The sequence below is a fragment of the Bremerella sp. JC817 genome (genome assembly GCF_040718835.1).
In the GTDB taxonomy this organism is placed as follows: domain Bacteria; phylum Planctomycetota; class Planctomycetia; order Pirellulales; family Pirellulaceae; genus Bremerella.
Genome location: NZ_JBFEFG010000268.1, coordinates 557,053 through 582,786, shown reverse-complemented (window position 1 = coordinate 582,786; position 25,734 = coordinate 557,053). Strand labels below are relative to the sequence as shown.

The window sequence follows — 25,734 nt, the reverse complement described above, 5'->3', positions numbered from 1 at the left end:
CAACAGAGAAAGTTCGTAATGACCAAGTTCTTCCATCTTCCTCTTTTCAACCTGTCGAATCGTGCGTGTTCGGTCGGCATGCTCCTGCTGACGATGACGATTGCTTCGACCGCCTGTATCACCGAATCGGTCGCCGCCGACGCACCCGCGGCAGAAACAACCAGCGAAGAAGCCCCTGCCGAGAAGACCCCGCAGCATGTCGACTGGACCAGCGACCTGGCCGCCGCGCAAAAACAAGCCCAGCAAGAAAACAAAGACCTGCTGTTGTTTTTCACCGGTTCGGACTGGTGCGGCTACTGCATCAAGCTGGAAGAAGCGGTGTTGACCAAACCAGAAACGGCCGAACGCATCGGCAAGCACTACATCCCGGTCGTGCTCGATTTCCCCAATAAGAAAGAATTGCCAGAGGACGTCAAAACCCGCAACGCAGAACTGAAGGCCAAGCTCGGCATTCGTGGCTTTCCGACGCTGGTGGCCGTCGATGGCGACATGCTGCCTTATAGCACCATTGTTGGCTATCGCGAGCCAGATGCCTTCTGGGAATCGTTCGGCGGCATGACCGAAGTTGCCGACAAGCTGACCGCCGCCAAAGATGGCACCTCGGTCGCCCAGATCGAAGACGTTGCCCAGCTCGACGCGGTGCTGAAGAGCCTGCCGGACGAAGTGCTGAAGAACGGCTGGAATGCCCAGATCGAACGCGCTGTCGCGATGAGCGAAGGCAAAGACGAAACGATCCATGAGACCTGGAGCGACAAGCTGGCGGAGATCAAGAAAGAACAAGAAGACGCGCGCTTCATGTCACAAATGGTTGCCGATTACACGAAAGCTCGCCGCGAAGCGGAATCCCCCGAGATGGTGTTAGCGTTTCTCGACAAGGCTCGCGATGAATCGCAGGATCGTCCGGATCGTGTGACCATCATCGATACGCTGAAGGTTCGTTATCTCTTCGACCAAAAGATGTTTGACGAGGCGACCACCTTGGCCGACGAAGTGATTGCGTCAGAAGTGGCTCCGGCAAACATGAAAGCAACTGTCGAAGCGCTAAAGCGGCAAATCAAGTTTATGAAAGCTCGCGAAGCAGATGGAAAGCCAGCTGGAGTGCCGCTGCGGACGATCAACTAGCTAACGGCTTATTGAGTGCCGTAGCATTGCTGTTGGGGTGCGTACGGGAAGATGCTCATACCTCCCAGTCAGCATGCGACAAGTTCGTCGCCTAACAATCCCGGTGTGTTTGGCAGAAAAAATGCCAAACATCCCGGGATTTTTGCTTGGCTGGTTGATATCACGTGGCATAGAATTCATTCGCGGCTTCTTCAAATCTTCATGGAAAGAGTGATTTAGTCGCCCATGGTTTTTGACCCACGATGGGGTGCGCGTGGTCGAGGCTTCTCAAGGATTCAAGGGATCGAAGCTATTGTTCGACTGCCGTGAGCCGCAGATCCCACCGGTATCACCACCTCTCGCAAAGCCAACTTTGCTGCCGCTGCCTGGGGAACGTTCGACCGGGGGCAGGTACGGTTCGCCGTACGAGTCCGTAGAGCTAACCCGGGCAGCAGCGGCACCTTCTATCCGTTGGCATTTCGCCCACGCGATCCTGCATGGATTGCCCTTCTTTGAGAAATGTTCCGCCCATAGATCTTGGGTCGTCAAAACGAACGGCAGCGACGTTGCCTGCGGTTTGATTTCCCCTCCGATGTCGTATGAAGCGACACATCGTGAGTGAGAATCGACAACGCATCCTCTAGCCAAATAATCATTTACAAAAATGTCGGCAATCCGGGAAGAAAACGCCCGCTTCGATGCGATTACGGTTGATGAGGGGCCGCTTCTGCCTCAAAATATGGCCTTTTCGAGCTAGCAATAGGCACCCAGATCGGTTCATCCAGATCAAGGCACCAAAAGTCGCGACGCTTGGCAACTGTCTTTTTACGTAGCCAGCCCGTACAGACCCTGCCTTCCATTTGGAGTACCTTACCGTGCCACGCCCACGCCATTTTGGGTTTACGCTTGTCGAACTTCTGGTGGTGATCGCCATTATCGGTGTCTTGATCGCCCTGCTGCTGCCCGCCGTCCAACAGGCCCGAGAAGCTGCCCGACGGATGTCTTGTTCGAATAACATGCGCCAAGTCGGTTTGGCGTGTCACAACTATCACGATACGTTTCGCACGCTGCCGCCGGGGCGTCTGCTGTGGAACGGCGTCGATTCGAGTGGCAACAGTAAGAAGGTCGTCACTGGCTTCCTGGCGATGATCATGCCGTTCGTCGAACAAGGCAACTTATCCGATCAGTACAAGCAGCACTTCGGTTTCGACGACATCGTCAATCGCCAGGCCGTGCAGACCCAGATCCAGTCGTACCTTTGCCCAAGTGCCCCTGGCAGCGATCGTCAAACTCCACTGTATGCTGGCTGGAACGTCAGTTGGACGACCGATGTCTCGTCGCTCGATCCCGATGTCGTCGGGGCGCCGACCGACTATCAAGGTGTTCGCGGTATCCATATGCTTGATGCGAGCGGAGCCCATACCGACGTGCCAGGTCGCGACGTAGGGATCTTGCGTGAAACGGGAGCGACCAAGTTCGCTGAAATCACCGATGGCACCAGCAACACGCTTCTGTTGTTTGAAATGGCCGGCAAGCCAACCAATTGGCACAATGGTCAGCAGCAAGAGACCACCAACGCGCAGAACTACGGCCATGGTCCCTGGTCCGGCAACAACGGCGTAATGATCTACAACTGGGCTGCCGATGGTAGTGCCAAGGGATGCGATGATTGTCGAGCCTACGTGAACATTGACAACACCGCCTCGCCTTACAGCTTTCATCCCGGCGTGATGACCATTATGCTGGCCGACGGTTCGACTCGTAGTCTCGCGGAAACCGTCGAGTACGAGACGTTCGTCAACTTGTGCAACCGAGCCGACGGCAACGTCCTGGGCGATTTTTAAGCCGACGGGCAACTTTCATTCTGAGGAGCTTTTTCCCTTATGGATCGTCATCGATCGTTCGGTTTGTCGGACCTGCTGGTGATCGCCACCGCCCTGCTGTTGCTGGCTGCGATTGCCGCGCCGTGGGTCGCGATGGCGCGGGACGAGGCTCGGGCCAAGGGTTGTCAGGATCATATGCGAACCATCGCCAAGGCGTGCCGTGGTTTCGCCGAGGTGCATCAAGATTCGCTTCCCAGCAATCGGCGTCAGCCCCACACCGGCTGGAACACGTTGGTCCTGCCATTCATGGATCAGGCCAAGCTCTACGACAAGTACGACTTGAGTCTCGAATGGTACGAAGGGGGAAACCGCGACGTCGGCATGAACGCCCTTTCGACGCTCGTTTGTCCCGCCGCACCACATGCCGATCGCGTGATTCGTTTGCTCGATCCCGACGGGAAAGAGTTCTCGGCGAAAGCGACCGATTACGTCGCTTCGTCCGGGGCCTATCTGCATACGAACCAGCCAGAACGCCTCTATCGCGGCGCGATGGCTTCGCCCGGTCGGCACTACGGCGCCTCGAACGTGACCGCTGGCCATGCGGTTCGCTTGAACGAAATCACGGACGGCCTGGCCAACACCTTCCTGGTGGTCGAGATGGCCGACAAGCCGAACGGTTGGCGAGCCGGAAAACTGCACGACGACAAAACAGCTGACCAAACCCATCGGCCGCTGGTCGATGGGTTCAGTTTTGGCCAGTGGATCGCGCCGAATTGGAATCATTTGCGTTCATACGATCAACAAGGCCAGAATCAATTTGGCGACTGCGCGGTGAACTGTTCCAATGAAGGTTCGATCTACTCGTTCCATCCTGGCAAAGCGTACGCCGCCATGGCCGACGGCAGCGCCATGCCGATCCGGGCCGGTTTAGAGCAGGAAGTCTTGATCGCCCTGGTCAGCATCGCCGATGGCGAACTGATCGCGACCGAAGACTTTCAGGCCGACTAATCTTTCACCGCGAAACGCAAAGCGACTGGATGAAGCACACCTGGACGTTGGCGATCTTGCTTCTGCTGCTGGCGGCACTCCCCTGCTCTGCCAACGAGATCGCTGCGCAAATCGACAAGCAACTCGCCTCGATTCTGCCGGAAGGCACCGCTGCTACCACGCCATGCGATGAAGCGACCTTCCTCCGGCGTGTCTCGCTCGATTTGATCGGGCGGATACCAACCGCGGCCGAAGCCCAGGCGTTTGCATCGCAGAAAACCGCAACCGCTCGGGCCGAAGCGATCTTTGAACTTGCCAACAGCCCGGCGGCTGCCCAGCGACTGGCGACGTTCGTGCGAAGCTTATGGTTTCCGCAAACGTCAGTCGCTCCCTACGAATACCTGGCCCCCGATACCGAGGCCTGGGTCGCTCAGCAACTGCGACGTGGCGAACCGTTGAACGAGATTGCCCGGCAGTTGATTTCTGTTTCGTATGCACCCCATACCGGAGCAGGCCAGAACGAAGCATTGCTTTCGGTTCCCAAGACGATCATCGAAGCCAACGACCATCGACCCGAGCGAATGGCTGCCAACGCGACCGGTGAGTTTTTGGGGGTCGACTTGAGTTGTGCCCAGTGCCACGATCACCCGTTCCATGCGTGGTCGCAAGATCAGTTCTGGCAAACGGCCGCCTACTTCGAGCCCCTCAAGTCAGGCGAAACCGCCCACGATGCCTGGCAGAAGCAAACCATCGCGATTCCTGACACCGATCGAACGGTCTCGCCGGCGCTGTTCACCGGTGAAAGCTGGTCGCCTAAAGTCGCGCCGGCAACCGCGATCTCAGGCCGAGAGGTTTTCGCCCAGTGGGTCAGCCAGCAGTCAAACCGCTACTTTGCTCGCTGGACGGTCAATCAATTGTGGGCCGAGCTGCTGGGCCAGCCGCTGGTCACGCTGCACCCGGAACAATTCTCGCCTGCCGCACGCGAGGAAACGCTCGAGTTTCTTTCGGGCGAGTTCGTGAAGCACCAATTCGATCTGCGATGGCTCGCTTCCACGATCGTCGCCACGCAGGCATACCAGGCTAAATCGCTGGCTGCCAGCAGCATCGAAGGCGAATACCCTTACGTGCAAGTCCGAGGTCTGACAGGGCCGCAACTCTTCGATAGCCTTAGCGTGGCGGCAGGCCGTCCGCCGCTTCGGACCGATCTGGACTCGGCCGAAACGATCGGCCGGCGAAGTGACTTTGTCGCGGCGTTCCCCGCGTATCGAACCGTCGACGCTCAACGTTCCGCGACGCAAGCCTTAGCCTTGATGAATGGCCCGATTGTCGAGCAGTTTTGCGTGCCCCAGTCGAACCCACTGGTCCAAGGCCTGGCGGCCGCGCCGTTTCTTTCCGAAGAAGAATGCGTGAGCAGCTTGTTTTGGTCGACCCTCGGCCGAGCCCCGCATGACGAGGAATGGAAGCGACTATCGCAGCATGGTTTTCTGCAGGAAGATGCCGACACGCGAGCCCGCCGGTTGAGCGAACTGTTCTGGGTGCTGATTAACACCGTCGAGTTCAACACGAATCATTAAAGGAGAGCCTGTGCTGCAAGGAATTAGTCGACGCCTGTTCTGCTCTTCGCTAATGGCCGCTTCGACGGCGTCCGTCCCCGGCGGAAGCTGGCTCCGCAACCTGGCTGCGGCTGGCAAGAACGACACCGCCAAGGTGCAGCGGGTGATCTTGTTGTGGCTACATGGTGGCCCGGCGACGATTGACCTGTGGGATGTAAAGACCGATCATGAGAACGGCGGCCCCTCGCGCGAGATCGCCACGAAGACACCAGGCCTGAAATTCGCGGATCATTTCAGCCGCCTGGCGAACTGGTCGGAGAACTGCGCGGTGATTCGTTCGATGACGACCCGCGAAGGAGATCATCGCCGCGCGGTCCATCTCGCCCGAACCGGTTACGTCCCGCAAGCAGGGATCGACTTCCCAGACTTCGGGGCCTTGGTTGCCAGCGAACGCTTCTCCGCCGAGGCGGCCCTGCCCGGCTTCGTCAGCATCGCTCCGCCGCAGCGACCGGCGATCGCCAACAGTGGCTTCCTGGGGAATACCGCCGCGCCACTGGTTGTCGGAGAGATGGCCAAGAGCATCGACGACCTGACCGTCCGCGATCTGGAGCCATTCGCGGCGTGGCGATCGCACGATCAACGTCGCCGAGTCGATCTGCTGCAGGAAATGAATCAGGAGTTCCTCGGCGGAAAGCCAGCGACGAAAGCAACAGAAATCGGATCAGCGACGCAGCGAGCCTTACGGATGATGCACCCCGACGTGCTCGCCGCGTTCGATTTGAATCAGGAAACAGGCTCGACCCGCGATCGCTATGGCCGCACCGTCTTCGGCCAAGGGTGCCTTCTCGCGCGGCGGCTCGCGGAACGAGACGTCCCCTTTATCGAGGTTTCGCTCGGCGGCTGGGATACGCATAGCGACAATTTCAATCGCGTCGGCAGCCTCGCTCGCCAGGTCGACGACGGATTCGCATCGCTGATGCAGGACCTGCACGACCGGAGTATGCTCGACTCGACACTCATTCTCTGCCAGGGCGAGTTCGGGCGAACGCCGAAAATCAACGCCAACACCGGCCGCGATCATTGGCCGCGGGCCTGGGCGGTGATGATGGCTGGCGGACCGAATTGTCGCGGGCAGATCATCGGCAGCACCAGCCGCGATGGAACCACCGTCGAAACGCAGCCTCACTCGGTGCCAAACCTAATCGCAACTGTCTGTGCGAACCTTGGCATCGATCCGATGAAACAAAACGCCTCGAACGTTAACCGGCCGATTCGCGTTGCCGACCCAGACGCCCAGGTCATCGAGGAACTGGTGTGATGCGGCGTCTCGGTTTCTACGGCGTTGGTCTGCTGGGATTGATCGCGGCGACAAATGCTTTCGCGGACGAACGCTCCTCGGAAGTAACGATCACCTGGGGCAACGGCAGTCAACAAGCCTCGTGGAAGTTGGCCGTCGAAGCGAAAGGAAGTTCGGTCGCTACCCTGCAGCGAGAGGCGATCGCGAAGCTGTTCGCATTCTACGACCAGGACGGCAATGGACTTCTGGAAGGGAACGAAGCGGAGACAATCGTTTCGCCGTTCGGTCTCCGGCAAATGCCGCTGGGAAGGATGTTGCCTTCCGCCATTCAACCACCGGCCCGCGTCGATGTGGACAGCGATGGCAAGCTGAGCCAGGCGGAGTTCGCCGCTTACTATGCGACGTCTGCTCATGCCGGGCTATGGCTGGCCTGCGATCAGGTGCCACGTACCGACGCGCTGAACGAAGCCCTTTGCCGAGCCTTGCAGCTTGCGTCGGGGGAAGTTGTCGACGAGACGAAGGTGACCAACGCAGCGAAGGCGCTATCGAAGCTTGATGCGAATGGTGACGAATTGATCAGCCCAGGCGAGATCCTAACGGGGCACATCTATCCAGGCATCACGCCGACGCGGTTGATTCCTTCGACCGAGACCGAAGTTAAACCGCTGGCTGACCTGACCGTTCGTTCGGCCGCGTTCTCGGGAAAGTCTAACGACGGCGATTGGCTCGTGCATTTTTTGCCTGACGGCACGAAACTGACTGACCGTTCGAACGCGGATGAATCGTCTGCCGCAAAGTCACTTGCCAGTCGATCGCCTCAGGTATGGGTTCGGCTGCACGCCGCGCCGCTCGATGGAACGAAGGCCGAGAACGCTCTCGTGGCGCTGGCCTCGCAGTTCACAAGCACGGCCGGTGCTGACGATCAGGTACCGGCGAAGGAAGTGGCCGGGATTCAAAATCAAATCAACATGCAGAACCTGGTGCGTCTGGCTGATGCCAACCGAGACGAGGTGCTGACCCGAGCCGAGTTCGAGGCGTGGCAGGAAGTGGCGCGAGCCTATGCTAGGAGTGTGTTCGTGGTGACGATACTCGACTTCGAGCGGAACCTTTTCACCGCGCTCGACGAGAACTTCGACGGTTCGCTCTCGACCAGCGAGCTCGCCGACGCGTGGCCATGCTTCCAGGCAGCAGGAATCATCGTCGACGGGCGGCTGGTGATCGATCGGCTACCGAAGCAGCTGCGGATTGTCGTTAGCCAGGGACCTTGTCAGCAACTGACCGACCCTGGGCAAACGCAGGGGCCGACCTGGTTTCAGGCACTCGATCGGAACGGCGATGGCCAGATTTCCGCAGCCGAGTTTCCGGGAACCGCCGACAAGTTCGCGCGGCTCGACCGCGATGGCGATGGCGTCATCTCGCTCGACGATCTTTGACCGCCGCGAAGCGCATAAAAAGACCCCGCCTGGAACGAGCCAGACGGGGCGTGCAATCGGCTGCGTGCGCGGCGCGACCGCAATTATGGGGACGACATGTGCTTGGCGATGTAGGCCGCCTCGCCCATGCGTTCGATCAGGTCGAGTTGCAGTTCCAGCCAGCTCATGTGCCCTTCTTCGTCGATGACGATGGCTTCAAAGATCTGGCGGGTACCAATGTCGGAATCGGAAGCAGCTTGCTGCGAAGCTTTCGTATAGAATTCGATCGCTTCCTGTTCGTCGGCCAGGTCGGTCTTGAACATCTCTTGCAGGGTGGTGGCACGGACCGGAGGCTTCTGCAGCGTCAGTTGCGGTTCCCCTTTGAGGAACAAGATGCGGTTGAGGTACTGCTCCGAGTGCCCCAGTTCTTCGTGCATCTCTTCCCGCATACGCTTGGCCAGCAGATCGAGACCCCAGTCGTCGAGCACGGCGGCATGCAGTTGATATTGATGGCAGGCGGTCAGTTCCATCGACAACGCCTTCTGCAGATTTTCGATCGATTTCGCCTTAGACATGGGATGTTCTCCTTGCAATCGAGTTCACGTGGCCTCATCCCAGCGAGACAAAAGCCCCGTCGTGGTTGTTGTTCCTTTCATCATACCTTTTTCCAGCCCCCCCTGCTGCCAGGGATCGATGGCGAAATTGTCGCACGGCAAAATTGGGGGTTCGCAAAGCTTGGGGCGAGATGAATGGCCCGTGAAGCCAAGAAAAATGGTAGCCCAGGCTGCGTTATGCCTGGGCTACCCTTCCTGGACGCGGGGCAGAGCGTCCAGGAAGCGAGATGCTTCGTCTAGTTGTTGGTGGCAGCGCTGCGGTTGCGATAAAGCTGCGGATCGATCGAAGCGACCATGGTCTCGGTGTCGAGATGCCCGCCCAGAAACAAGTTCAGCCGGGCGATCTCGTCGCGCGGATTGGTCAGCAGTTCGTTGTAGCTCAGCTCCAGCAGGTTCAAATGTTTCTGATCGGGCAGCCACTCCATCAAACGTTTCAAGTGCACATCGAACGCCATGCGAATCGCCGATCGATCGGCCACTGGCTTGCCAAGCCGCAACAACATCTTTTCCTGCGAGTCGAGAATCTCTTCGATGTCGCGCCGCATGAAGACCACGCGATAGCTTTCGCTAGCAGGCAGATCGTACAGCAGCGAAGAGACCATCTTCACCACCTTGCCGCGAGCATCGCCAAGCCAACCTGGGTTGTCTTTGGTTTGCTTGACCGGCTCGAACTCGTAATAGCCTTTCGGATTGTCGCGATCGGCGGAACGAATCTCGTCGGTCAACGCGGGAATGCCTCCCCGATCGATCATTTGCATCATGAGCGAAGTGCCGGAACGAGGCAGCCCCGAGACAATCGTGATGGCGTTGGAAAATGACATGCCGGGAAAATCTCCATGAGCAGTGAACATGGTGGCCTTACAAGTTGACATTCAAGAGAGGTTTGGCAGCAAAGGCGGCGACCATGGAAACCAGAAACCAGGTAATCAGCCAGGTGTGGCTACCGTAGATCCACGAAGCACGCTCAGGGTATTCAATGGCGATCGACTGCACCGGCGACGTATCCCCGAAAGGGGATTCGCTAGGATGCAACAGCGTGTCGGTCCAGTCGAGCGAAGGCCGCACGAGGCTAACCGGCATCAGGCCAGATCCGATCGCCAATTGTTTGTCGATGTGATCGTTGCCGAAGGTGAACTGCATTTGATGACGCCCTGGCTGAAGGGCTTCGATCTCCCAGCAAATCATCTGCTTGCCAGGGACACGGACGGGACCTTTCGCCACGCGATAGGCAGGCGATTCTGCCAAAGCGATTTGTTGCACCGCTTCTGGATCGGCCGATGTTTGCACCGTGACGATCGCCTTCTCGCCTTCCACGAGTGGGCGGGCCTGGTACCAGAGCGCCAGTTGCGAAAGGACAAGGCAGGTCGGAACGATCATCACCAGCATCGGCACTACGGAGAGCGCGAGCAGTCGCCCTGCGAATTTCAGCAGGTTCCCTTGCATGCCCAAGCCGACGCGAAGGTCGTCCTTGAACATCGAAAGTCCGAGCAGGTTCGCTTTGATCTGGTTCCGGGTATGGCGAATAGCCGACTGGTGCGAGGTGTACTTGAACACCATCAACATCAGCACGCCGGTCACCGCCCCGATGATCGTGATCGACAGCCACGCCGGAATCCACGCGACCAGTTCCAGCAACAGCCCAAGGGTGGCGTTGGCGAGCGAATTCAACCAGGAAATCACGTTTGCGAGCATCGACTTACTCGATATAGCCAAGACCACGAAGCTGATCGGCGACTTGCCGTTCGGCGTCGGCTTCGCCAATCCGTTTGATTTCGTTCTCGACAGCGGTCGCGATCAATTCGTCAACGCTGCTGTAACCTTCCTTCGCCGCGGCGGCCTGGGCACGCTCGAAGAGTCCGCTATCTAGGTTCACTTTCGCCATCGGGTTGTCCTTTCTGGGGTACGTCGGCCAGGTGTTCTAAGCGAAGGGCTACTGCCCTGCGCTACGTCCGAAAGATGCTTCGGCCAGTCATGGTGATCGGGGTGGCGATTCCGAAGTCGTCGAGGATCGACGGAGCGATGTCGACCAGCGATGGATCGGATGCCGTGAACGGTTTGTTGCAGCACAGAATGCCCGGGACTTCCAAGGCATCGGCGCAGTGATCGGCGCTCCAGGCCGAAGTGTTGTCGAGTAGCACATCAGGCGTGAGTTCGCCCAGACAGGTTTCCCACGAGGCGCGATAGCCACGGGCATAGCCAATTATCAGATCAGGTGCCAATGCGGTCGCATTGCCCGAATAGATCTCACTCGAGCGGTAGACGTTGCGGATGACCTGCTTGCCGTTGTAATCGCGAACCCCCTTCAGACGGGCGATCAACTGTCGGGTCAGCTTTTCCTGTTCTTCGCCTGGTTCGACGATGCCGTCCCGTTCGCGACCTTTGAGGTTCAAGTAGAGACCATTGATCCCCATGCCATAGGCCCGCGTTCGCGACCAGTCGCAGTCGGTCAGAATCGACGTGCATTCGCGCGGGTTCAAATAGCCGAGGTCGCGGAGCCACGAGTTGACATTGAACTGCCGACCAAAGTTGGCGAAGCCATGGTCGCTCATCACGTAGATGGTCGCCTTGTCGCCATAGCGGTCGTAAATATCGCCGATGATGCCATCGAGCCGCTGGTAAAGGTCTTTCACGTATTGATAGCGACTGGCGGCCTCGGTGCTGGTTCGGGTCGGGTGATTCGGATCTTCGTCCCCGTCCCACCAGAACATGTGCGATTGCAGGTCACTGCTGCTGAAGTAGAAGAACAGCAAGCCGTCGTCGTAGTTCTCGACGGCGTACTCGAACAGCGCGAGGCGTTCTTCCAGCACTTCGGTTGCCTGGCGACGGAACTGATCGTCGTCGAAGACGCCGTTCGATCGGGCCTTGTGGTCTTCCTGAAAACCGGTGGTATAGAACAAGCCAAGGTCGTTCGAGATGTCCGAGATGAAGTTCTCTGGTTCCGAAAGCTGAACGGCCGGGGCCGATGGGTCGACGTTAATCGGCGTGACGTACAATCGAAAGTTCGGCGCCGCCTCTTGCAGGTAGAAGCGACAGATCCCGCTGGCGTGCTGTGTCGGCAAAGGACGCGGCGTTGAAAGCGCGAAGTCGAGCTTCGTCCAGTGGCTCCATTCACCGGCGTTGAGCATGATCTTCTGACCTTGCACTTCCAGCAGCACGGTACGGGAACCAGGATCGCGATGGACATCGATGTCGATCGAGACAGGCTGCGGCCTGTTGAGCATGCTGTTTTCCGGGCCAACGAGCGTGATGCGAGCCGAGTCGCCATCAAACTTCACACGGCTGCGCTTGCCTCCCCCTTCTTCGAGACCTTCGACCGGCGTGTCCTCGCTAAAGAACTGGTAGGTTCCGTACGAACCGAGCATGTCGGGCGTGCCCATCCCGCAGACGCACTTGTGGAAGCCATACTCCGACGGGCTCGGCGGATAGTTGGAAGGCAAGTCGTAGAAGACGGACGAAATCCGCTGGGCGTCGAGGAAGTCCCAGAACGGAACGCCCTGCCGACGCAAGACTGTTTCAGGTGGCTGATGATTGAAGGGCCAGAAGTCGAGCTGCAGTTGGTGGTCACCGATTTCGATCGAGCCTTCGCCCGGAATCGTTTCTGCCGCCGAGAAGAACGGCGCGCACTGCTGGTGCGGATGCCGATGAATGAAATCGAAGATCCCGTGCGAGCCAGGACCAGCTCCGTTGATGAAGTTGGCCCAGGCAACCGGACTCTGCGGCGGGCAGCTGGTTCCCAGGTTGCTAAAGCCGCCCGCCGCAGCCATCCGTTTCATGTTGGGCATCATGCCCGCGCTCATCAGTTTCCGACAGAGTCGCGGATCCATGCCGTCGACCCCGATCACAATTACCTTCTTGCCGAAGCTATGCGAGACGCGGTTCACCCCGCCCAGCCAATACGAAGTGGCTCCCAAGGCACCGATGCCAGCCGCCGCGGCCGCACCCGTCAACAATGTGCGACGCGAGATCGATGGTTTGCTTGGTTGCGTGTCGCTCATGATGCCACCTTGACGGGAGTTTCGCTGAAAGGCTTCTCGGTCGTCTCGACTTCCGGCGGAGCTTCCGAAAACTCCAGCGGTTGACCATCCATGTAATCAGGAATGGGACAACCAAACAGATTCAGAATGGTCGGAGCAAGGTCGAGCAAGCGTGGCGCCGCCGAGGCGATGCGGTCGCTGCTGAACAGGATGCCTGGCACGACTGAAGGATCGACGCAGTGATCACCACTCCAGGCCTTGGTGTTGTCGTGAAAGACCTGCGTGCTGGTGCGACCGACCGCGGCATCCCACGAGATGCGATAGCCACTTTCGTAACCAACAATCAGGTCGGGGGCGTTCTCCTTGTATGGACCGCGATATGCCCTGGCCGCTTGATAGGTACGGCGAATCGCCTTAGTGCCGGTTTGCGGATCGACCACTTCGTTCAGCCGGGCCGCGATCTCGGCCTTCAGGTTGTCGGCCTCTTCGCCTGGGGTAACGATGCCATGCTCGTATTTCCCTTCCAGGTTCAAGAAGATGCCGGTCAGGCCGAGGGCGAACGCCTTCGTTTTGCTCCAGTCGATGCCCGCCAGGTAGTCTTCGCTGCGTCGGGCCTCGTCGACGACCAGGTAGCCGTTCTCTTCCAGCCAGCGATTTAAATCGATGCCGCGACGGAAGGTGTTGAAGCCATGATCCGATAGCACCATCAACAGCGTGTTGCCATCGTCGCACTTCTCCATCGTGCGGCCGACCAGGCCATCCATGCGGACGTAAAGGTCTTCGATCGCGTTCTCGAGCTTCGCCGGTACGTGGGCCGGTCGGGCCGGGTGCGACTTATCGAGATACCGCCAGAACATGTGCTGCATGCGGTCGGTGCCATCGAACACGCAGACGCACAAGCCTTCGCGAACTTTGTCGAGGCTATCGAAAAACATCGTTTCGCGTTCGACGTCGATATCCATGCATTGCTGCAGGAAATGTTCGTCTTCAATGACTTGTTCGCTGAGACTCCAGGTATCTTCCGCCAAGCCGAGCGTGGCGTAAGGACCTTGCTTCTTGGCCAGGTAAATCGGATAAACCGAAGGGTAACCGATCGCCATGGCAGGGTTTTCAGGATCGATGTTGATCGGCGTGACATACAGCCCGAACTCTGGTTCCGTTTCCAGCAACATCACGCGGCAAACGCCACTCACCGCAACGCCCCAGCCTGCTTTGAAGGTGACGTTCAACCAATCGGTGTGCACGCCTCTGGTCAGCTTCTGCTTGTTGCCAGGCAGATGAAGCCAGGCGTGATCTTCGTCGATGATCTCAACTTGGAACGGAACCTTCAGCGAACCTTTGCTGGCGTCGGTTGGATGGGGTGGACCGAGCAGTTCGCATTCGACCCAGTTGCCAATTCGTTGGACATAGTGGACTTCGCCGCCCGTTTTCACCCCTTCTTCTTTGGCGCGGGTCGTGTACTGCGAGAACGTGCCTTGCGTGCCTCGCAGGTCAGGCACGCACATCGCCGACAACTGCACGCCCCGCAGTTTCTCCGGCGGAAAGGTGATCGGGACGCGGATGATGCAATTGAAGATGCCGTAATTGCTAAGCACACTCCAGAACGGCTTGCTCTTCCGCAACATCCGCACATCAGGCTTTTGATATTCCCATTTCAACGGCCCGATGCCGATCGACTTACTGATGGTTCGAATCTCGACCGAACTCAGCTTCGGCTGATAGGTCGATTCGTCCGGCGTCAGGAAGTCGAAGATATTGTGCTTGCCGGGGTTTACTCCGGTTTGAAACGTCGACCACGCGACCGGCGAAATCGGTGGCAACGTGCTGGCCAAGGAATGAAAGCTGCCTTGCTGCTGAAGCCGAGCGAGGTTCGGCAGCTTTCCTTCGCTGAGCAGTTTCGCGGTCATGCCATGGTCGAGGCCGTCGAGCCCCAGCACAACAACGCGAGGGTATTTGGGCTTCTGAGGTGGACGCTTTCTTAAAAGAACGCGGAAGACGCGTCGCAGCGGCCACAGAAGCAACATCGAGATGGCCGATGCAATCGCCCCAAACACCGCCAGGAAAGATCCGGCCAGAGCGAACCCGGCTCCTGGGCCGATATAGCTCAGTGGCAGCAAGCCAGCGAGCGTGTCAGGGATGTTGTTGAACCATTGCATGCGTCAAACCATCTCGCGGAAAGAGAAACCCGTGGCCTGGCTATAAAGCGGCGAGCCAAGCCACGGGTAACAGGGGGTTTTGCAAACCAAAGACCCCAGCACTACGGGCGAGGAGGACCTTGCTGCCCAGGACCGCCAGCCGAAGTCATCGCTTCGACAAGCAGCTTGCCCGGCTTCAGGTCTTTCCCCTCAAATGCGGTATACTCGGTGTCGTAGCGATAGGCGCGGAAGACACCACCAGGACCTCCAGGACCGCCACCGCCGGGGCCACGTCCACCGGGGCCTCCGTCAGGGCCACCCGGCCCGCCTCCCGGACCAAATGGGCCACCCCGGCCGAAAGGGCCGCCCGCGCCGCGACGATCGGGACCTCGATCGCGGCCGTCGGGACCGCCAGGGCCACCCATTCCAGGAGGCGGACCGAATCCGCCAGGTCCACCAAAGCCGGGACGGCCCGCTCCAGGACCACCGCCCATTCGGCTTTCTAGTTCATCGAGATTCTTCTTCTGCTCTGCGGTCCAGACCTTCTTCAAGGCCTCGTCGACTTCGTCCTGCAGGGTCTTCACCTGCGCGAACTGTTCTTCGCTGAGGTCTGCCACCAGCGAGACCGGGACCACTTCGCCAATTCGGGGTGGGCCGCCGAAACCGGGACCACCACCGCCTGGGCTCTTAAGCTTTTCAAGCTGCTCTTTAGTAAGCACTTTCGCCAACTTCTCATCGATGTTCTTTTGTAGTTCGGCAATCGTTTTCAGTTGGCTTTCGCTCAAGCCGAGAACCCGAGCCAGGAAGGTCGGCACGAATTCGCGTTCGCCAGGACCTCCGGGACCTCCACGTCCGCCAGGGCCACCCATGCCACCGCCAGGAAGTTGCAGCACCCACACGATTTCGTTGTTGGGCGTGACTTCAAACAGCATGGCCTGATTGCCCGAGCAGATCAGCGTGTTGCCGTTCGGCTGACGCTGCGTGCCGGAGATCAACATCGAGAAGAAGTCGGACTTCTCTGGTGCCGAGTACGACCATTTCGCTGAAAGCGGGCCATACGGCAGGTATTCTTCTTTCTCATAGGTGCCGTCGTTCTTCAGCGGAAGTTCGATTTCGTCCGACGTCGAATACGATCCGTCCGGACGACCCATTCCGTTGTTGAACACCAGCATATTGCCGGCACCGGGCAGGCCTTCAGCAATCCAGTGGGCACAGTGCTGAGCGAACAGACGCTGATCAACATTGGTCCCGCTGCGATAGACGCGTGGGTTCCCCCAGCGATACAGCAGGTCGCCACCATGGCCACGCTTGCCACCCTGGTTGGAAGCAGCTTCCGCCGTGGTGGTGCCGTGATCGATGATCCAGACTTCGCTGAATTCATGAACGCTCAGCATGATCTGATCGAGCTTCGCGTTGTAAGCCACCGCGTTAACATGCATCCAGTCGCCGCCACCCCCTGGGCCACCTCGGCGATCGTTTCGGCCGCGATTTCCATCGCGACCTTCGGGGCGTTGCCCCCCGCGTGAACCTGGCGTGCCAGCTTGATCAGGTTCACCACGAGGGGCGCCGCCGCCGACGTAGCCGAGCGAGCGCAGACGCGCCAATTGAGCAGGGTCTTGCAACATGCGATCCATCATCGCCGTGCTGAAGTTGATATCGATGCGTTGTGGGTTCTCCGAAACATCGCCGTAGTTCGGCAGGTTCGGATCGACATCTTGAACCAGGTGATCCCACGCGTGCCATTGCCACACGATCTCGCCGGTTGTCTTGCCGGTGGGCTTGATTTCCAGCAGACAATCGGGAAGCAGTTCTTCCGTGACCAACTCAGCGCGACGGCCCACGGCGGTTTCTTCGGCAGCGGTTTTCGGATCAGAGGCGACAACTAAGACGTTGCCGTTCGGCAGCGGACAGATATCGTGGTGCGGTCTTAATTTGTCGTGTTGAAAGACAAAGTCCCAGACCAGGTTGCCATCCCAATCGAACTCTTGAATACGACCACCGCCGCCCGGTCCCCCGAAGCCACCGCGACGTTCGGCGGCCGGTCGCAGCAAATGACCGTTGGGCAACAGGTACGAACTGAGAGCAGGCGTGTATTCGCTTTTCCACTCGTTGACGACATGCCCTGCCATATCGATCAGGTAGGTCGAAGTGGAATTCATCGGAGCGATCAACGTGTAGCCTTGCTGGGCTTCAGGAGCGTTGACACTCACGCCATCCTTCGCATCCTTCAGCGGACGGTCTGGCGTCGATTCCGCATGAAGCAAGGTCGTCGCGGCCGAACAAACGACGGCCATCGCAAGCGACCAGAAGTGGTGAAGTCGGGTGGTCATCGACGATGTATCTCCGTTTCGGATGGTGAAGAGCGAATCCGAATTACACTTGAAAACAGTGGCGGAAAAGGTCTGCTACCCACCAATGCGAAAAAGTCTTGGCGAGGGTGACAGCAAAATTTCAGGAGCGGTTCCAGGCCCCTGCGATCGCCGAAAACGCTTGTTTGAGACGCATCGGCACCATTTTGAGACGCAATCGCATCGTCGAGCGCGGATCGATGACCGATCTTTAAAGACAGAAAGTAAACGTGGACGCCAAAAGCCTTTCGCAGGAAGCGAACCATAGCGACGCCCACAGCCAGTTCTGTTTCGGGGAGCTGTCCGACCGGAAAGCGCGGTTTCCCCTTCGTTAACTCCAAATGGGCGAGGCAGACCGATGACATCCATTCAAAGCACCAGCGCGGCCAGTGTTTATAACTTGCAGCAATCGCAAGGCGCGGCCGGCGGTCGTGGGCCTGCACCAACCGGCCAACTTCCGCCAGGGCTGAAGTCCGATCTGGCCAGCATCGCGGAATCGGAAGGGCTGACCGCCGAAGAAGAAGCATCGCTGGAACAGGATGTTCAGGACGCGTTGGCAGAACTGTTCGAGTCGAGCGAAGGCCGTCCGGATCCGTCGACCGTCAAAGACACCATCGCCACGGTGTTCGAAGAATATGGACTCGATGCCGATCAACTTTCGGAACGCCTCGGGCCTCCTGGGGGCGGACCTCCCCCAGGCGGACCGCGTGCCGGTGGACCCCCTCCAGGCGGAGTTCCACCCGAAGCTGGCGGTAGCGAAAGCACCGAAGAAACGGAAGAATCGAGCCTGATCGAAACGCTGCAGACGCTGCTGGACGAGCTGGCCGAAAGTGAAGACTCGGACGCGGTGAACAAGATCTCCGAGTTGCTTGTCTCGGGACTTCTGGGCGTCGACGAAGAAGCGTAGTTCTCCACCGGCTTGCAAGGCTCTGCCGGCCTTCGAGCCACAGGCTATGTCAATGGTTGGCGGTACTCGTCCGCGCTTGGGGAGTAGTCACACGCACCCGTCAGGCATTGGCATAACCGGTGGTTCCAAGGCAAGTGAAGGCCGCCTGCATACCGGTGTGCTTCCGGAAACCAACGCAAAAGTTCTAGCTTCTGCTAGACTGACAATAGACCTCGCGGAAACAGCTGCTCCCGTTTTCGCGGGGGCAATTGGATTATTGGCTTGTTTTTCGGCAGCGATTCGAAGGGAAATTTTGTGACCCAATCGGATGTAACCCAGATTCTAGGAGCCCTCGAGCGAGGCGATGCGCACGCTTCCGAGCAGTTGCTGCCGCTGGTTTACGAAGAATTGCGGAAACTCGCATCCGCCAAGATGGTGCAGGAAGTGGTCGACCACACGCTGCAGCCCACCGCCCTGGTTCACGAGGCCTATTTGCGACTGGTGGGCAACGGTGGCAGTTGGGAAAATCGCGGGCACTTCTTTGCCGCGGCAGCCGAAGCGATGCGACGTATTCTGATTGAAGAAGCCCGTCGCCGAGCCAGTCTCAAGCATGGTGGCGAGCACACCATCGTCGAATTGCCCGACGATTTGATCTCTGCCGACCGCAACGACAACGATTCGCTGCTGGCACTGGACGAGGCCCTCACCAAGCTGCAAGCGTCCGATCCCGAATCTTATCGGCTCGTAATGCTGCGGTATTTCAGCGGGCTCACGGTGGAAGAAGCAGCCCAGTCGATGGGTATCTCGGGAAGGACGGCAAAACGTTACTGGAGCTTTGCCCGGGCCTGGCTGCAGCGCGAGATCGAGCGAAAATAGCGGTTCCAACGACGAAGAACCCGCGCTGCAGGAAATATCTGTCACCTTTTGCCGCAAGAATTCGCATATCCTTACAGTAGGGATACCGCACGTTCTGTTTGTCACCGGGGCTCCATGTCGTTCGATCGCGAAAAATCGATCTTTCTCTCGGCACTTGATCTGCCGATGGGGCCGCAGCGCGATGCGTATGTTGCGGAAGAGTGTGGCGACGATCGCCAGTTGCAAGCGGCGGTGGCCGATCTGTTATCCGCCCACGACCGCAGCGTGAATGTGCTCGATCAGCAAACACCTTCCCGGATGGCTCTGCAAGGGCAAGTGAAATCAGCGGCGGAAGCGATCGCCATGAATGCGACCTGGGGGCGTGACTCGGTCGGGAATGTCATTCCCGACACGATCGACGGTGGCGAGTTCATCGGCAACTACGTCCTGCTCGAAAAGCTGGGGGAAGGTGGCTTCGGCCAGGTCTATGTCGCCCAGCAGCAGCAGCCGGTTAAACGCCGCGTAGCGATCAAGCTGCTGAAAGCGACGGCCCTTTCGTCCGACGCGATCGCCCGTTTTGAGGCGGAACGGCAGGCGCTCGCGATGATGGATCACCCGAACATCGCCCGGATTTTCGACGGCGGCACGACTGCCTCAGGCCAGCCTTACTTCGTGATGGAGCTGGTCCGCGGCGTTCATATCACGAAGTTCTGCCGCGACCACGATCAGACCGTCCAGCAGCGATTAAAGCTGTTTCTCGATGTGTGCCATGCGGTGCAGCATGCCCATCAAAAAGGGATCATTCACCGCGACTTGAAGCCATCGAACGTGCTGGTCACGCTGCACGATGCCGATGCGGTGGTGAAGGTGATCGACTTTGGTGTGGCCAAGGCGCTGAACGAGCCTCTGACCGAACGGACCATCTATACACGGTTCGCCCAGATGATTGGGACGCCGATGTACATGAGTCCAGAGCAAGCGGAAATGAACTCGCTGGACGTCGATACTCGCAGCGATATCTATTCGCTTGGCGTGCTTCTGTACGAACTGCTGACGGAGCAGACACCGTTCGATCAGCATCGCTTGCAGACGGCCTCTTTCGATGAAATGCGCCGGATGATCCGCGAAGAAGATCCGCCACGTCCCAGCGCGAGGCTAACCGGAACAACGCGACTCGACACCACCAAACCGGTCGCGCGGCAAGTCAATCCACGGCACCTGGCAACGGAGCTGAAAGGTGACCTCGACTGGATTGTGATGAAGTCGCTCGAGAAAGATCGTCGACGCCGATATGAAACGGCCGCCGATCTGGCTCGCGACGTTCAGCGGTTTCTCGATCAGCAGCCGGTCGTTGCCCGGCCTCCTTCCAGTTGGTATCGCTTCACGCGATTCGCGCGGCGCAACAAGACGATGTTCCTGGCAACAGTGATCGTGCTGCTTTCGCTGGTGACGGGAACGATCTTCAGTACCTGGCAGGCCATTCGAGCCACCATCGCCCAGCAAGAGACGCAAGAGCTGCATCTCAAAGAGATCGAATCGATCGAGCACTTGAAAGAAGCGAACGTGCTGCTCGATAGTGCTCGCGCGAATGCCGACGAGCAGCGATGGCAATTGGCGCTCGAACAGTACACCAAAGCGGCCAACTTGCAGCCCAATCACTTCCTGACGTTGTCGGGACGGGGAGCCTTATTGGCACAACTTGGTGGCTGGGATCAGGCCGCGAAAGATTACGCGAAGGCTTTGGAACTGGGGGCCACCGCCAACAATCCTGCGTGGTGGGGCGTGCCGCAGTTGACCTACTTCGCCGGGCAGATCGATGCTTATGACGATGTCTGTCAGAAGCTTCGTAGCCAACTCGAAGTCACCGACGATCCCCCGCAGATCACCATGATCGTCCGCGGCATCTGCATCAAGCCAGGCAACGAGCAGGACTTCAAGTCGCTGGCGTTGCGGATGGAATCGCAGCTGTATCACAAGGATGGACGACCTGATCGCGGTCCAAGGCCTGGCAGCGATCGGATGCCTCCGATCCTGGGTGGTCGTCCTGGTCCGATGAATCCGTTCCGCGACGACGGCCCCAATGGTGGCCCCGGCGGAGGACCTCCTGGCAAGCATGGCATCATGGAAGCGGCCGAGATTTACGCGGCCGGTGTGGCGAACTATCGCGCCGGCGACACGAAGCGGGCGATCGAGTTGTTGTCGCAAGCACGGTCTTCCAACGAAGCAGGCCCGATCGCTGCGACCAGTACGGCTGCCCTTGCCTTGGTAATGCATCAACAAGGGAATGACGAGCAGGCCGAACTCTACCTGGCCGAGACGAAGGTCTGGCTTGATCAGTGGATGGACGAAATGAGTGTCTCGTCCACGTCGACTTCCGCGCCTTGGTTCGATTTTCTGGAGGCGTACATCTGGTATCGCCAGGCACGCACGGTAATCGAAGGAACGGTACCCCAGGAAGACGTCCGTTTGCGATTGATCGAAGTTGAAGCGGAAGAGATGCTGCGTGCCGCCGAAAGAGCGGTCGCGCCTGCTGCATCCAGTGAATAACGGTTGCAGCGGCATTCTAATTTACCGTGAAAGCTGGCCAGTTCTGGCTTGGCGAGCACAAATCTGAAAAAAGTTGGCACCCTTTCCCCGGCAATCTCGCATTGGGCAATGGACATGCGCTGGTACGTTTCTGGCACGGAAAGAGGCAGTTGGCGAAGCAATGGGGAATCTGCAACCGACGGAGTTCGAAACCGGCGAGACGGCATGCGGCAGTTCGCTGCGTGTCGATGCCGATCCGACGGCTTCGCTGCTATCTCACTTGAAGCCGGCCTGCATGTTGACGCACGTGTTGCCTCTGACGGCAACGCAGTCGTGGCAATGGCATCCGCGCGAGGCGTCGTTCCACTACGTGCTGGAAGGTCGATGTCAGATCGAAGGAACCGATGACGGCCCACTGAGCGCCGAAGCTGGCGACTTCGTCCTGATCTTTCGCCCGGTCCACCGAATCTTACGAGCCGAAGCGCAGCCTTGTCGCGTCGTGTCGGGAACGATTCAATCGAGCGGCGGAGATCTGGCACCTTTGTTGGCTGGCGTACCGCCGCTGCATCGGGCGCATGCCGAAGGACCGACTTCGCTGCTGACTCAGGTACTGCCGCTGGTGACCGATGACTTGCTGGTGGAACGAACCGGCGGTATCGCGGTGGTGAACTTGATGCTGTCGGTCGTGGTGATGGAAGTCATCCGCGAACGACTGCAAGCGTTGCCGGTCGAATCAGTTGGCTGGATTGGTGCCCTACAAGATGACGACCTGGCGCCGGTCTTACTGGCGATGCTTTCGGAGCCGGAGTACCCTTGGACGGTCGAGAAGTTAGCGTCGGTTGGCTGCATGGCACGTTCGACCTTTGCCCGACGGTTTCGCGAAGTGGTCGGGCAATCGCCGATGGATGTGCTGACTTCAATCCGCATGCGAATCGCGACCGACCTTCTACAAACATCGCTCGGCCTGAAAGCCGTTTCCCGGCAATCAGGCTACGGATCGATCTCGGCGTTTACGTCTGCTTTTCGTAAACGCTATGGCGTAACACCGGCTCAGTTTCGGACCGACCCGACTAGTGGCATGACGCGTTAGACGCTCACCCACGCAGGCTCCCAGCCTTTGGCATAGCTCTTGGTGAGATATGCATTCGCTTCTGGAAGATTGGTGAACTTCATCATCGGGGCATCCCAAATCAAGATTTCCCGAGGGAAGCGAATGCCGACGGTGCCCAGCAAGACGGTCTCGGTCAGCGGGCCGGAGTAGTCGAACGACGACGTCGCGGTCGCTTCGCCCCGGGCTGCGTCGGCCCACTGCACGTAGTGATCGACAGCAGCAACTTCGTCGATCTTGGTTGGCTCGGTCTCGCCATTCATGAACAGCACCGGCGCGGCGACGTGCGGGATGATTAGCGTCCCCGTCTCGCCGACCAGCACCGAGCCGGCATTGGGCAGCTTATAACTGGAAGGAAGGTGCGCGGTGACTTCGGCAGGTGGCCGCACGCCGGCGCCGTCGTACCAGGTGACCGGCAGCAACTTGCCTGCCGTGCGGCTGGTGCCTGGGAAGGCGTAACTGACCGTCGCACTTTCAGTCCAGGTCTCTGGCTTCAACTCAGGAGCTTCGGCATACACCTTCATCGGCGCGGTTAGTTCCAGCGACTTAAAGACCGGGTCGAGGATATGGCAACCGAAGTCGCCCAATTGTCCGGTACCGTAATCTTGCCAGCCGCGCCAGTTGAATGGATGGTACATTCCTTCTTTATAAGGCCGACGCGGCGCGACCCCTTGCCACAGATCCCAGGCCACATGCTTCGGAACCGGATCGGCGCCGGAAGGACGATCGATGTTGCGCGGCCAGCTTGGCGTGCCTGCTTGCCACGAGTGAACTTCCTTTACCTTGCCAATCTTGCCGGAGTGAACCAGCGCGACGGCCGTTCGATAGAACGCGTGCGACTGGATCTGATTGCCCATCTGCGTGGCGACATTGTACTTATCCGCCGCCAACTGCATCTGCCGCGATTCAAAGACGGTATGCGTCAGCGGTTTCTGACAGAAGACATGCTTGCCAAGCTGCATGGCGGCTAAAGAAACCGGCGCGTGCATGAAATCAGGCGTCGAAACGATCAGACCATCGATCGTGTCGGACTGATCAAGCAGCTTCCGCCAGTCGCTATAGGTTTTGGCAGACGAATACTTCTCGGCAGCGCGACCGAGGTAATTCTTCGAGCTATCGATATCGCACAGCGCGGTGACTTCGACCGCCGGGCTCGCAGCGACGCCGTTCAAGTCGCTCCAGCCTTTGCCACCGGTGCCGACACTGCCGACACGCAAGCGTTCGTTCGCACCCAGGACGCGTGAATATTGAGCAGCCGGCAAAGCCATCGCGGTACCAGCGACGGCGAATTGTTTTAGAACCTGACGACGATTGAGCGCGACAGTCATCGGAGAGCCTCGTGTGTGGGTGTTGAGGATGGAAGAAGGGAGGGATCAGGCAGGAGCTTGAGGTTATGCCAAACAGGCAAGGCAGAGTCAACACAATTTCTGCGCGACCAAGAATCGATCGAAGCGAGACGATCGATGGTCAAGAAACGCCAACGGGGCGACATGTTGGTTCCACGTCGCCCCGTTGGGGCTCTAACTTCTTATCGAAGCGGACGTAATTGGCGGCGCTTCGAGCTGGATTCCTCGTCCCTGGGCGGTGGCGAGCGGAGCGATCGTCTCTGGATGGTTGTTGGTGCTTTGTGTGGCAAGCTTATGGAGAAGATCGTCGAAGGCTGGCTGAGGGATTAATCGTCAGGAACCAGTGCTGGGTCGATCGTCAGTTGTTGGCCATCAGGAAGACAGATGATTCGTTCTTCTTGCCATTCTGGGAGATTGTCTTCCACGTAGCGCATGGCGGCGACGAGAGCCTTTTGGTCTCGGTTGCTGATAGAGTCGTCGCCACCGTTGAGAAGCGTCAATACTTGAACGCTGCCGGTGTCGGCTCCATACGCGCGGACCGCGCTTACCATCACTTGTACGCAGAGGATGCCCATCCGATCGTACAGATAATTGAACGCTTCTTCATTGGTCGTGTACACGATGAATTCTCCGTCGGAAGAGGAACAAGGGGGGAGCGTCAGCTTGAACGAAGAGACACGGTTCAAGCATTGCGACATCAATTCAAGGTTAAACCTATCTCGAAAATGGATAAGAAGCGTCGAGTTTTCATTTTTCGAGAGAAGTTCGACCGGACGTCGCCGTTCCGACGGTAACGCTTGTAGCGATTAGCCGGCAGGTTTGTTCCACACGTCCGACAGCTTCTGATTGACGTCTAACAGATGGTTGGCGGAACGATGAAGTTGTTGTTGCTCTTCGGCGTTCAACGCGATGCTCAGTACCTGGGCGACCCCTTCGCGGCCAATAACTGCCGGTAAAGAGAGGCAAACGTCTTCGATTCCGTAGTAGCCATCGACCAGTGTCGACACCGGCATCGTGCGATGCGAATCGTCGCGAATCGCCTGCAAAATCATCGATGCCGCACTCGCCACGGCGAAGTTGGTGTACCCCTTGGCAACGAACACTTCCGGGGCGGCGGTCAGTGTTTGTTCGAATGCGTTTTTCACGACCGGATCTTTCCCCATGTGCCATCCGCCTGCGTAAACAGCGCTAAGCACCGGGAACTGCGATTCGCCATGCTCGCCCAAGACATAGGCCCGGATGTCATCTGAGTTGATCTCGTAGTGGGCGGAAAGCAGCGAACGGAAACGAGCGCTATCGATCAGGGTACCGGTCCCCAGAACGCGTTTCGGATCGAAGCCGGAGAGTTTCAGCGTAGCGTAGGTCAGCACGTCGACCGGGTTGGTCATCACCAGCAAGATGGCGTCGGGGCTAAGGCGTGCCAATTGGGGCACCACCTCTTGGAACAGCCGAGCATTAGGTGCGGCCGACGCGATCCGGTCCATCGCATGGCCCCCTTTATCGGCCGATTCGGCCAACGAGAGGACAATCACCGCCGAATTGCGGGTCGCTTCCAGGTCGCCGCCGCGCACGGTGATGCGTCCCGGGTGAAGCGCCGCGGCATGCTGCAGATCGAGGGCTTCGCCTCGCAGCCGCTGCTGATTGCGACCGACCAGGACCAGTTCGCTGGCCAGACCATGCGAAACAATCGAATAGCCAACGGTAACGCCGACCTTCCCTACCCCAACGATCGAAACCTTCATACTTGTCTCTCTGGCGGTCTCTGCGCG

The 25,734-nt window shown here is 58.7% G+C and carries 20 protein-coding genes; 10 read left to right on the top strand and 10 right to left on the bottom strand.

The features are described from left to right. Positions 1 to 18: 18 nt before the first annotated feature. From AB1L30_RS13755 to AB1L30_RS13730, 6 genes are all read left to right on the top strand, one after another. Positions 19 to 1,122 (top strand): thioredoxin fold domain-containing protein, encoded by a 1,104-nt coding sequence (locus AB1L30_RS13755; protein ID WP_367013996.1) that lies wholly within the window; start codon positions 19 to 21, stop codon positions 1,120 to 1,122. Positions 1,123 to 1,976: 854 nt separating this feature from the next. Next, positions 1,977 to 2,945: a DUF1559 domain-containing protein gene (locus AB1L30_RS13750; protein WP_367013995.1), complete on the top strand. Its 969-nt coding sequence runs from the start codon at positions 1,977 to 1,979 to the stop codon at positions 2,943 to 2,945. Between the two features lie 39 nt (positions 2,946 to 2,984). Beyond that, positions 2,985 to 3,932: a DUF1559 domain-containing protein gene (locus tag AB1L30_RS13745; protein ID WP_367013994.1), complete on the top strand. Its 948-nt coding sequence runs from the start codon at positions 2,985 to 2,987 to the stop codon at positions 3,930 to 3,932. Between the two features lie 29 nt (positions 3,933 to 3,961). Beyond that, entirely contained in the window at positions 3,962 to 5,485 is a 1,524-nt protein-coding gene (locus AB1L30_RS13740; protein WP_367013993.1) for a DUF1549 domain-containing protein, read from the top strand. Positions 5,486 to 5,495: 10 nt separating this feature from the next. After that, positions 5,496 to 6,782, top strand: a complete 1,287-nt coding sequence (locus tag AB1L30_RS13735; protein WP_367013992.1) for a DUF1501 domain-containing protein — start codon at positions 5,496 to 5,498, stop codon at positions 6,780 to 6,782. Next, positions 6,782 to 8,194: an EF-hand domain-containing protein gene (locus tag AB1L30_RS13730; protein ID WP_367013991.1), complete on the top strand. Its 1,413-nt coding sequence runs from the start codon at positions 6,782 to 6,784 to the stop codon at positions 8,192 to 8,194. Before AB1L30_RS13735 ends, AB1L30_RS13730 begins: the two co-directional genes overlap by 1 nt. A gap of 83 nt (positions 8,195 to 8,277) precedes the next feature. Here the strand turns inward: AB1L30_RS13730 and AB1L30_RS13725 are convergent, their stop codons facing one another. From AB1L30_RS13725 to AB1L30_RS13695, 7 genes are all read right to left on the bottom strand, one after another. Further along, positions 8,278 to 8,748 carry a bacterioferritin gene (locus AB1L30_RS13725; protein ID WP_367013990.1) on the bottom strand — a complete coding sequence of 157 codons (471 nt, stop codon included), beginning with the start codon at positions 8,746 to 8,748 and terminating at the stop codon, positions 8,278 to 8,280. 275 nt (positions 8,749 to 9,023) lie between these two features. Next, positions 9,024 to 9,608, bottom strand: coding sequence for a sulfotransferase family protein (locus AB1L30_RS13720; RefSeq protein ID WP_367013989.1), 585 nt, complete (start codon positions 9,606 to 9,608; stop codon positions 9,024 to 9,026). A gap of 37 nt (positions 9,609 to 9,645) precedes the next feature. Next, on the bottom strand, positions 9,646 to 10,479 hold the full coding sequence (locus AB1L30_RS13715; protein ID WP_367013988.1) for a hypothetical protein: 834 nt from the start codon (positions 10,477 to 10,479) through the stop codon (positions 9,646 to 9,648). A gap of 4 nt (positions 10,480 to 10,483) precedes the next feature. Further along, positions 10,484 to 10,669 (bottom strand): hypothetical protein, encoded by a 186-nt coding sequence (locus AB1L30_RS13710; RefSeq protein ID WP_367013987.1) that lies wholly within the window; start codon positions 10,667 to 10,669, stop codon positions 10,484 to 10,486. Positions 10,670 to 10,730: 61 nt separating this feature from the next. Beyond that, positions 10,731 to 12,782, bottom strand: coding sequence for an alkaline phosphatase family protein (locus AB1L30_RS13705; RefSeq protein WP_367013986.1), 2,052 nt, complete (start codon positions 12,780 to 12,782; stop codon positions 10,731 to 10,733). After that, positions 12,779 to 14,917, bottom strand: coding sequence for an alkaline phosphatase family protein (locus AB1L30_RS13700; protein ID WP_367013985.1), 2,139 nt, complete (start codon positions 14,915 to 14,917; stop codon positions 12,779 to 12,781). The genes AB1L30_RS13705 and AB1L30_RS13700 overlap by 4 nt, the downstream gene beginning before the upstream one ends. Before the next feature lie 101 nt (positions 14,918 to 15,018). Continuing rightward, positions 15,019 to 17,226 carry an aryl-sulfate sulfotransferase gene (locus tag AB1L30_RS13695; RefSeq protein ID WP_367013984.1) on the bottom strand — a complete coding sequence of 736 codons (2,208 nt, stop codon included), beginning with the start codon at positions 17,224 to 17,226 and terminating at the stop codon, positions 15,019 to 15,021. Positions 17,227 to 17,602: 376 nt separating this feature from the next. Here AB1L30_RS13695 and AB1L30_RS13690 point away from each other — a divergent pair, with 376 nt between their 5' ends. The 4 genes from AB1L30_RS13690 to AB1L30_RS13675 all read left to right on the top strand — a co-directional run bounded on the left by AB1L30_RS13690 (position 17,603) and on the right by AB1L30_RS13675 (position 22,601). After that, positions 17,603 to 18,151 carry a hypothetical protein gene (locus tag AB1L30_RS13690; protein WP_367013983.1) on the top strand — a complete coding sequence of 183 codons (549 nt, stop codon included), beginning with the start codon at positions 17,603 to 17,605 and terminating at the stop codon, positions 18,149 to 18,151. A gap of 294 nt (positions 18,152 to 18,445) precedes the next feature. After that, complete coding sequence (locus AB1L30_RS13685; protein WP_367013982.1) at positions 18,446 to 19,006, top strand: ECF-type sigma factor; 561 nt, start codon at positions 18,446 to 18,448, stop codon at positions 19,004 to 19,006. A 114-nt stretch (positions 19,007 to 19,120) separates the two neighbouring features. Next, positions 19,121 to 21,532 carry a serine/threonine-protein kinase gene (locus tag AB1L30_RS13680; RefSeq protein ID WP_367013981.1) on the top strand — a complete coding sequence of 804 codons (2,412 nt, stop codon included), beginning with the start codon at positions 19,121 to 19,123 and terminating at the stop codon, positions 21,530 to 21,532. A gap of 160 nt (positions 21,533 to 21,692) precedes the next feature. Beyond that, the gene (locus AB1L30_RS13675; RefSeq protein WP_367013980.1) at positions 21,693 to 22,601 is read left to right on the top strand and encodes an AraC family transcriptional regulator; all 909 of its coding nucleotides are present in this window, start codon (positions 21,693 to 21,695) and stop codon (positions 22,599 to 22,601) included. Here AB1L30_RS13675 and AB1L30_RS13670 read toward each other — a convergent pair. The 3 genes from AB1L30_RS13670 to AB1L30_RS13660 all read right to left on the bottom strand — a co-directional run bounded on the left by AB1L30_RS13670 (position 22,598) and on the right by AB1L30_RS13660 (position 25,707). After that, a complete protein-coding gene (locus AB1L30_RS13670; protein WP_367013979.1) occupies positions 22,598 to 23,947 on the bottom strand; it encodes a Gfo/Idh/MocA family oxidoreductase in 1,350 nt (449 codons plus the stop codon). The genes AB1L30_RS13675 and AB1L30_RS13670 overlap by 4 nt on opposite strands. Positions 23,948 to 24,291: 344 nt before the next feature. Further along, positions 24,292 to 24,585 (bottom strand): hypothetical protein, encoded by a 294-nt coding sequence (locus tag AB1L30_RS13665; protein WP_367013978.1) that lies wholly within the window; start codon positions 24,583 to 24,585, stop codon positions 24,292 to 24,294. A 186-nt stretch (positions 24,586 to 24,771) separates the two neighbouring features. After that, positions 24,772 to 25,707, bottom strand: coding sequence for a lactate dehydrogenase (locus tag AB1L30_RS13660; protein ID WP_367013977.1), 936 nt, complete (start codon positions 25,705 to 25,707; stop codon positions 24,772 to 24,774). Positions 25,708 to 25,734 lie beyond the last annotated feature (27 nt).